This is a genomic window from Pseudarthrobacter sp. CCNWLW207 (assembly GCF_037203945.1).
Lineage (GTDB): Bacteria > Actinomycetota > Actinomycetes > Actinomycetales > Micrococcaceae > Arthrobacter.
On record NZ_JBBCBS010000012.1, the window covers coordinates 107,631 to 116,002 of the forward strand.

General features: G+C 64.7%; 9 protein-coding genes and 1 pseudogene. 5 read left to right on the forward strand and 5 right to left on the reverse strand.

The genetic code is table 11. The features are described from left to right. The first annotated feature begins 38 nt into the window (after positions 1–38). On the forward strand, positions 39–800 hold the full coding sequence (locus V9L17_RS18245; RefSeq protein WP_337349012.1) for a YaaA family protein: 762 nt from the start codon (positions 39–41) through the stop codon (positions 798–800). Here the strand turns inward: V9L17_RS18245 and V9L17_RS18250 are convergent. Continuing rightward, positions 797–1,552: a zinc ribbon domain-containing protein gene (locus tag V9L17_RS18250; protein ID WP_337352403.1), complete on the reverse strand. Its 756-nt coding sequence runs from the start codon at positions 1,550–1,552 to the stop codon at positions 797–799. The genes V9L17_RS18245 and V9L17_RS18250 overlap by 4 nt on opposite strands. 121 nt (positions 1,553–1,673) lie before the next feature. After that, entirely contained in the window at positions 1,674–2,597 is a 924-nt protein-coding gene (locus V9L17_RS18255) for a Nif3-like dinuclear metal center hexameric protein (protein WP_337349010.1), read from the reverse strand. 100 nt (positions 2,598–2,697) lie between these two features. Here V9L17_RS18255 and msrA point away from each other — a divergent pair, with 100 nt between their 5' ends. The 3 genes from msrA (at position 2,698) to epsC (ending at position 4,847) form a co-directional block, all read left to right on the forward strand. Continuing rightward, on the forward strand, positions 2,698–3,222 hold the full coding sequence (gene msrA, locus V9L17_RS18260; RefSeq protein ID WP_337352404.1) for a peptide-methionine (S)-S-oxide reductase MsrA: 525 nt from the start codon (positions 2,698–2,700) through the stop codon (positions 3,220–3,222). 65 nt (positions 3,223–3,287) lie between these two features. Further along, positions 3,288–4,223 (forward strand): cysteine synthase A, encoded by a 936-nt coding sequence (cysK, locus tag V9L17_RS18265; RefSeq protein WP_337349008.1) that lies wholly within the window; start codon positions 3,288–3,290, stop codon positions 4,221–4,223. Between the two features lie 39 nt (positions 4,224–4,262). Then, positions 4,263–4,847 (forward strand): serine O-acetyltransferase EpsC, encoded by a 585-nt coding sequence (gene epsC / locus V9L17_RS18270; protein ID WP_337349007.1) that lies wholly within the window; start codon positions 4,263–4,265, stop codon positions 4,845–4,847. A gap of 3 nt (positions 4,848–4,850) precedes the next feature. Here the strand turns inward: epsC and V9L17_RS18275 are convergent, their stop codons facing one another. Both V9L17_RS18275 and gndA read right to left on the reverse strand, forming a co-directional pair. Next, on the reverse strand, positions 4,851–5,687 hold the full coding sequence (locus V9L17_RS18275) for an oxidoreductase (RefSeq protein ID WP_337352405.1): 837 nt from the start codon (positions 5,685–5,687) through the stop codon (positions 4,851–4,853). A 125-nt stretch (positions 5,688–5,812) separates the two neighbouring features. Then, entirely contained in the window at positions 5,813–7,249 is a 1,437-nt protein-coding gene (gene gndA / locus V9L17_RS18280; RefSeq protein WP_337352406.1) for an NADP-dependent phosphogluconate dehydrogenase, read from the reverse strand. 244 nt (positions 7,250–7,493) lie between these two features. Between gndA and V9L17_RS18285 the strand changes: the two genes are divergently transcribed. Next, positions 7,494–8,222 carry a FadR/GntR family transcriptional regulator gene (locus tag V9L17_RS18285; protein ID WP_337349004.1) on the forward strand — a complete coding sequence of 243 codons (729 nt, stop codon included), beginning with the start codon at positions 7,494–7,496 and terminating at the stop codon, positions 8,220–8,222. 13 nt (positions 8,223–8,235) lie between these two features. On the opposite strand, the pseudogene V9L17_RS18290 reads toward V9L17_RS18285, so the two are convergent. Then, positions 8,236–8,372: pseudogene (locus V9L17_RS18290) on the reverse strand (L-idonate 5-dehydrogenase); the annotation flags it as partial.

The window sequence follows — 8,372 nt, forward strand, 5'->3', positions numbered from 1 at the left end:
GGGCAAGGGGGCGCCGAAGTCGCCGGTAAGATCGTACGGTGCTGATTCTGCTTCCCCCCTCCGAAGGCAAGACTCCCGCAGCCCGGGGAACCGCCGTCGACTGGCCTTCCCTCAGCTTCCCGGCACTGAACACCTACCGGGCCAAAGTCCTGGATGCCCTGGGAACGGTGAGTGCACACGAGGACGCCCTCGCGCTGCTGGGCGTCGGGGCATCGCTGCGGGACGACGTCGAACGGAACACCCGGCTGCACGCCGAACCGGCGGCGCCTGCCCACCAGATCTACTCGGGGGTTTTGTACGACGCCCTGGGCTACAAAACGCTGACGCCCGCGCAGCGCCGGAAGGCCGACGAGGCGGTGCTGGTGGTATCCGCGCTGTGGGGTGCCATCCGCTTTGCCGACCGGGTGCCCGCCTACCGGCTGTCGATGGGGACTGCACTGCCCGACGTCGGCCGCCTCGCCTCGTTCTGGAAGCCGCAACTGTCGGAGGCCCTCACGGAGGCTGCGGCAGGTCAGCTGCTGGTGGACTGCCGTTCAAGCACGTACGCCGCGGCGTGGGCACCCCCGCCGGCGCAGACCGTCGCCGTCAACGTTTTCACTGAAGTGGATGGCGTGCGCAAGGTGGTGAGCCACTTTGCGAAGCACACGCGCGGGGAACTGGCCCGGCACTTGCTGGTCCGCCGCGGCAACGCCCCGCAGACCCCGGCACAGCTCCTGAAGGCGGCGCGCGAAAAGTGGGACGCGGAGCTGGTTGACGGTGCAGCCCGTAAGCCGCACGCGTTGAACATCATCCTGGGTTAGTTGGTCGGGCTGGCCGTGTTCCACTCGGCGGAGCGCACCAGGATGGCACCGGAGTCCGGGCAAAAGACGATGTCGTCCTCGGCGGCGGCTTTGATTTCGGCGAGGTCGCCGGGGCTGAGCTTCATTCCGGAAGCCTCGGACGTTCCATGGAACAACCGTGCGGCCCCCACTCCTCGCTTGGCCAGCGTTTTTTCGTAAACGGCCAACATCCCGGCGTCCAGTCCGGCGGCGAACTCAGCGCGTTGGCGTTTGACCTCCGCTGCCTCGGCATCCACTTCAGCCAGGGCTTTGTCCAGCTCCGCGCGGATGTCGCCGAATGAGCCCTGGATGTTGTCCACGATCAGCTGCTGGGCCGCCTGCCTGGCGCGGAGCGAATCCAGTCGCTCCATGACTTCGAGCTCCATGTCCTCGAGGTCTGAGCGGCGCCTGTTCAGCGACGCGATGTCCTTCTGCAGGGCCACGAGGTCCTTGGAAAGCCCCGTTCCGCTGTTGAGCCGGGCCTCGTCGCGTTCAATGCGGGTGGTGACCTGTTCGACGTCGGACTCTGCCCGCTTCAGCTCAGCCTCGGCGTCGTGCACGGCCATCTTGGCGGCACCCAGCTCACCGTTGGCAACCGACAGCGCCGACTGGAGATCCGTGATCCGGGGGTCGGTGTCCAGGGCACGGCGCCGGTTGGCGAGCGACTTCAGCTTGGCGTCCAGTCCCTGCAATTCGAGCAACTTCAACTGTTCCGCCGGTGCTGCCTTGGCCACTGTTACCTCCGCTTGATCCCACCGGCCAGAGCCGGGCACCGAACCGGCGCTCTATAGACTCTAGCGCGTGGCCTGCTCCCCTGGCTCGCTTCGCTCGCCCGGGCCCCTTCGCACCCCAGGCTTAGCCCGGAGTCAGTATGAAGTCCCATGGATCACTGTTGGTGGTGCTCACCTGGATCTCCACATCGTGGCCCTGGTCGGCGAGCACGTTACCCAGCGCAGACGCTGCGGCCGGCAACCACAGCCACTCACTGGCGAAGTGCGAGACGTCAATAAGGTAGGGCCGGCCATTCACGGCGTCTTCGCGGGCCTCAGATGCCGGATGGTGCCTAAGGTCAGCGGTGACGAAGACGTCCGCATTGCTGGCGCGCACCTCGTTGAACAGCGAATCGCCGGCCCCGCCGCACACCGCGATGCGGCGCACCAGACCATCCTTGTCACCTGAGACCCGCACTCCCCCGGCCACCGACGGCAGGATGCCAAAAACCCGTGCGGCGAAGTCTCCGAGGCTCATTACCTCCGCCAGGTGACCCACGCGCCCGATGCCCTCCTCGGGAAGGCCGTTGCTGGCGAGGGTCAGGGGCGATACGTCCTCCAGTCCCAGTGCGTCTGCCAGGACATCAGAAACGCCGCCGACGGCGGAATCACCGTTGGTATGGACGGTCAGCAGTGCGGTTCCAGACTCGATCAGCCGGTGGATTGCCTTGCCTTTGGCCGTGGTGGCGGCCACCGAGGTGACGCCTTTCAAAAGCAGCGGATGGTGGGTGATGAGCAGCTCGGCTCCCCATTCCACGGCTTCCTCAATGACTTCCAGCGTGGGATCGACGGCGAACATCACCCGCGTGACCGGCGAGGACGGCCGTCCGGCCACCAGGCCCACTTCGTCCCAGCTCTCTGCCAGGGATTCGGGCCACAGCTCCTCTACCGCCAGCAACACCTGCCCCAACGTGGGCGGGACTGTCTGCTCTGCCGCGGGGGCTTCCTCCCGGGAGGTCCCGTCGTCGTGCGGTTCCGCATCTGCAACGCCGGTGTCTACAGGTTCCATAGTCTCAGTTTTACCCCATTCGGCGCCCTCCCCTGCATGTGGCAGAGTCCTTATAGGGTTGTCAGGGAATCATCCGGGGCTCCCAACCATTGAAGAGGTCATGAAAACTTTTGTTCTTGGCGGGGGCTGCTTCTGGTGCCTCGACGCTGTCTATCAAAAAACCAAGGGCGTCAGTTCAGTGGTTTCCGGCTACACAGGCGGCCACGATCCGAATCCCGACTACTACTCCGTCTGCAACGGGACTACAGGGCATGCCGAGGTGGTGGCGGTGACGTTTGACGAGGACGTGATCCCTGCCGAGGTCATCCTGGACATGTTCTTCGCACTGCACGATCCCACCACGCTCAACCGGCAGGGATATGACGTGGGCACGCAGTACCGCTCGTCCATGTTCTATGAGACCACCGAGGAAAAAATACTGTTCGAGGAAGCGATCGAACGGAACCAGGCGCTGTGGTCCCACCCCATCGTCACCGAGGTCAGCCGCCTGCCCCGGTTCCACGTGGCAGAGGACTTCCACCAGGACTACTACGCCAAGCACCCGGAACAGGGGTACTGCCAGGTGATCATCAATCCCAAGCTGGCCAAGGCCAGGAAATATTACTCTGCATGGCTTAATGCTTAGCAACGGTTGCGCCGCCATCGTTAGGCTGACCTCAGTATTCACTCTTGAGAGATAGGCATACCTACATGGCACGGATCTATGACGACGTAACGCAGCTGGTCGGCGGCACTCCGCTGGTCCGCCTGAACCGGCTGAGCGAAGGCCTCGGTGCCACTGTCGCCGTCAAGCTTGAGTTCTACAACCCGGCCAACAGCGTCAAGGACCGTATCGGCGTGGCCATCGTAGACGCCGCCGAGAAGTCCGGCGCCCTCAAGCCTGGCGGAACCATCGTGGAAGGCACCTCCGGAAACACCGGCATTGCCCTGGCCATGGTGGGCGCTGCCCGCGGTTACAAGGTCATCCTGACCATGCCGGAAACCATGTCAACGGAACGCCGCGTTATGCTCCGGGCGTTCGGTGCCGAGATCGTCCTGACACCCGGCTCCGAGGGCATGCGCGGCGCAGTGGAGAAGGCCCAGGAAATCGTGGCCAACACGGAGAACTCCATCTGGGCACAGCAGTTCGCCAACGAGGCCAACCCCGAGATCCACCGCACCACCACGGCTGAGGAAATCTGGTCCGACACTGACGGCAAGGTTGACATCTTCGTCGCCGGCATCGGCACCGGTGGCACCATTACGGGCGTCGGCCAGGTCCTGAAGGAACGCAATCCCGATGTGCAGATCGTGGCCATCGAGCCGAAGGACTCCGCCATCCTGAACGGCGGCGCCCCCGGCCCGCACAAGATCCAGGGCATCGGCGCCAACTTCGTGCCGGAAATCCTCGACACCAACGTCTATGACGAAGTCCTGGACGCAACCTTGGAGGACTCCGTGCGGGTGGCCCGTGACCTCGGCATCAAGGAGGGCATCCTGGGCGGCATCTCCTCCGGCGCCATCGTCTGGGGCGCCCTGGAACTGGCTAAGCGTCCCGAGAACGCCGGCAAGCTGATCGTCGCCGTTGTCTGCGACTTCGGCGAGCGTTACATCTCCACCGTGCTCTATGACGACATCCGCGGCTGATCAGTCCGCTCTCCGCCCGTTTCCTGTAGAAAGAACTTTGTGGGCTTTTTCGCAAGACTAAAGGAAGACCTCGACGCCGCCCGGTCCCACGACCCGGCGGCTCGAGGTTCTTTTGAGAACTTTTTCGCCTATTCAGGGCTGCATGCCATCTGGATCCACCGGCTGACGCACCGCCTGTGGCAAAACCCCGGGCTGCGCTTTCCGGCCCGGCTCGTTTCCCAGCTGGGCCGTTTCCTGACCGGGATCGAAATCCACCCCGGCGCCACCATTGGACGGCGCTTCTTCATTGACCACGGCATGGGGGTGGTCATCGGCGAGACCGCCGAAATCGGTGAGGACGTGATGATCTACCACGGTGTGACGCTCGGCGGCCGCTCCCTGGCCAAGGTCAAGCGTCACCCCACCATCGAAGACAGGGTGACCATCGGGGCCGGAGCCAAGATCCTGGGACCCATCACCATCGGACGCGACAGCGCCGTCGGTGCCAACGCAGTTGTGGTGAGGGACGCGCCGCCCGAATCAATCGTTACCGGCGTGCCGGCCAAGTGGCGCCACCGGGACGCCCAGCGTGAGACCACGCCCGCGGTGGATCCGGCCGAGTACGACATCGAATACCTCATCTGACGGTTACCGGGCCGCCACCCGCTTGAGCACGAGCATGACCACGGGGTCGAACAGCCGGTCCGGCAGGATCCGCCGCAGCGTCAGGATGGCCCGGGCGCCGCGCCCCACGGGGTAGCGGGTCCGCGGCCGTGCGGAATGGGCCGCGTGCAGCACCGCGTCAGCAATGACCTCCGGGGCCGTGGACGTCGCGGGCCGGTTAGTGGAATCCAGCGCGCCGGCCATCTGCCGCGCCTGTGCGGCGTACGGCCCTGTTCCGCTGGTGGCCAGCAGCCCCTGGGCCGCGATCCCGCCCCATTCGGAGACGGTACTCGCAGGCTCAATGATGGACACGCTAATGCCATGCGGCTTCAGCTCGAGCCGCAGTGCGTCGCTCATGCCCTCCACGGCGAACTTCGTGGCGTGGTACCAGGCGCCGAGCGGCTCATAGAATTTGCCACCGATGGATGAGATATTGATGATCCGTCCCTGGCCGGCCTTCCGCATCGCCGGCAAAACAAGTTGGGTCATCCTCGCCAGCCCGAAGACGTTGACGTCGAACTGGCGGCGCCCTTCGGCGAGTTCGACGTCTTCCAGGGCGCCGAATGAGCCGTACCCGGCATTGTTCACCAGGACGTCGATCCGTCCACGTTCCTCCAGGACACGGCCGACGGCGGCACTCATCGATTCCTCGTCTGTCACGTCGAGCGGCAGGACATGGACTCCGAGGGCTGTCAATGGTTCCATCCGGTCCACGCGGCGGGCTCCGGCATAGACCGTGAAGCCGTGGCCGGCCAGTTTCTTGGCCGCTTCGAAGCCGATCCCCGTGGAAGCTCCGGTAACGAATGCTACTGGCTGGGCCATGCTGGACTCCCTCGCTCGGCGGATACCGCAGTTGCCCCCGGAAACAGCAACGGCCGACAGCTCCCAGAGTAGCGGGAACTGCCGGCCGGAGGTGCCATGGCGTGACGCAATGGCGCTTGCCGAAACTAGTGCGTGTCTACTGCTTCAATCTCGGACTTGTCTTCGCCCCACAGGGTGTGGAACGTGCCCTCGGCGTCGACACGGCCGTAGGTGTGTGCTCCGAAGAGGTCGCGCTGGCCCTGGATCAGGGCTGCAGCAACGCGCTTGCGGCGCAGGCCGTCGTAGTATGCGAGCGAGGAGGAGAACACCGGCACCGGAATGCCCAGCTGGACGGCGGTGGCGACCACGCGGCGCCAAGCCGGCAGTGCCTCTGCGATGGCTTTGGTGAAGGCCGGCGCGAACAGCAGGTTGGCGGGCTTTTCGTCAGCGGCGTAGGCCTTGGTGATGTCCTTGAGCAGTTCAGCACGGATGATGCAGCCAGCGCGCCACAGGGAGGCAATTTCGTCCAGCTTCAGGTCCCAGCCGTACTCCTTGGCGGCGGAGGTCAGCATGTCCAGGCCCTGGGCATAGGAGACCAGCTTGGAAGCGTACAGCGCCTGGCGGACGTCCTCGACGAAGGTGTCGGGGATTTCCACGGAGGCTTCCTCGCCGGCGAGCAGTTCCTGTCCGAGCCTGCGCTGTTCAGCCTGGGAGGACAGGGCGCGGGCGAACACGGACTCGGCGATTCCGGAGACCGGGGAGCCGAGTTCCAGGGCGGAGATGACGGTCCAGCGACCGGTACCCTTCTGGCCTGCGGCATCTACGACAACGTCAACGAAGGGCTTGCCGGTCTTGGCGTCGACATGGCCCAGGACCTCGGCGGAGATTTCGATCAGGAAGGAGGAGAGGTCGCCCTTGTTCCACTCGGTGAAGATCCTGGACTGTTCGGCCGGCTCGATGCCTGCACCCGAGCGAAGGAGGTCAAATGCCTCGCCGATGACCTGCATGTCGGCGTATTCAATACCGTTGTGGACCATCTTGACGAAGTGGCCGGCGCCATCAGTGCCCACCCAGGCGCAGCAGGGCTCGCCGTCGACCTTCGCGGAAATCTTCTCCAGCAGCGGGCCAAGGGCCTTGTAGGACTCCTTGGAACCACCCGGCATGATGGACGGTCCGTTCAGGGCGCCTTCTTCACCGCCGGAAACGCCAACGCCCACAAAGTGCAGGTCCTTCTTGGCCAGGGCGGCTTCGCGGCGGCGGGTGTCCTCATAATGGGAGTTGCCTGCGTCGATGATGATGTCGCCGGCTTCCAGCAGCGGCTCCAGCTGCTCGATGACGGAGTCAACCGGCTTGCCTGCCTTGACCATGATGAGGACGCGGCGCGGCTTCTCCAGGGAGTCGACCAGTTCCTGCAGCGTCTCGGTCCGGACAAAATCGCCGTCCGTGCCGTGCTTCTCCAGCAGTGCGTCAGTCTTTTCTACCGACCTGTTGTGCAGGGCAACCGTGAAGCCGTTCCGGGCCAGGTTACGCGCCAGGTTGGCTCCCATCACCGCAAGGCCGGTGACACCGATGTGTGCTGACATCAAAAACTCCAATTCATTTCTGTGCAATGGATGTGCAGGTCGCCCCGCGTTTGGCAGCGGAGCATGCAGTTACGAACCAAGGGATCCGAATAAAGCATATATATTCGGACGGCATTCAGGAAAGTGGTGCCCACTTTGTGGAATGCCAGGTATCACAGCCAGTGTAGGACGCCTGCTCCCGCGTGGCTCCCCGGCTGTCCTAACTGGCAGATCGGGCGGCAGGAATCGCACTAGGCTTATGTTCATGTCGACCAGCCTGCACCACCGTGCCATTGAGAACCTCGGCACCCGGATTGTCGCCGGCGAACTTCCTGCCGGCCACATCATGCTGGCGGAGCAGTTGGAGGACGAACTGAGGGTCTCCCGTTCAGTCATCCGCGAAGCAGTGCGCGTGCTGCAGTCCCTGGGGCTTGTCGAGACGACCAAACGCGTCGGAATAAAGGTCCTGCCGTCGAACCGCTGGAACCCCTTCGACGCGCAGGTGATCCGCTGGCGGCTCTCCGGCGAGGGCAGGGGCGCCCAGCTGCGCTCCCTTGCCGAGCTTCGCTCCGCCGTCGAACCGGCAGCGGCGGAACTGGCCGCCCAGAACGCGCCGGCACACCTCCGCCGGGAACTGGTGGACATTGCCCACGACCTGCGCGATGCCGGCCACTCGGGCGACGTACCGCGGTTCCTGGAACTGGACATCGCCTTCCATTCGGTCCTGCTCTCCGGGTCCGGCAACGAAATGTTCGCCAACCTGATGGGCCAGGTGGCCGAGACGTTGACGGGCCGGACAGTGCACGGCCTCATGCCGGACCATCCCCATGAGGGCGCGCTGCAGTGGCACGTTGACTTGGCCGAGGCCGTAGCCGCCGGGGATGCCCCTGCGGCCAGGGCGGCCTCGGAAAGGATCATGCGCCGCACGATGTCGCGCATGTCGGACACCTGGACGGACCAGCCCAGGGTTTTTATCCCCGTCCGCCGGGACTGAGCACGAACACTTTCTAGGCCCCGCCGAAGCTGAGGAGTACTTTCCCTGATTCGGCGGATTTGCGGGCGACGTCGAAGGCTTCGAGGGCCTGGTCCACCGGGTAGTCGTGGGTGATGACGGGGTTGATGTGCAGGGTGCCGTCGGTGAGGG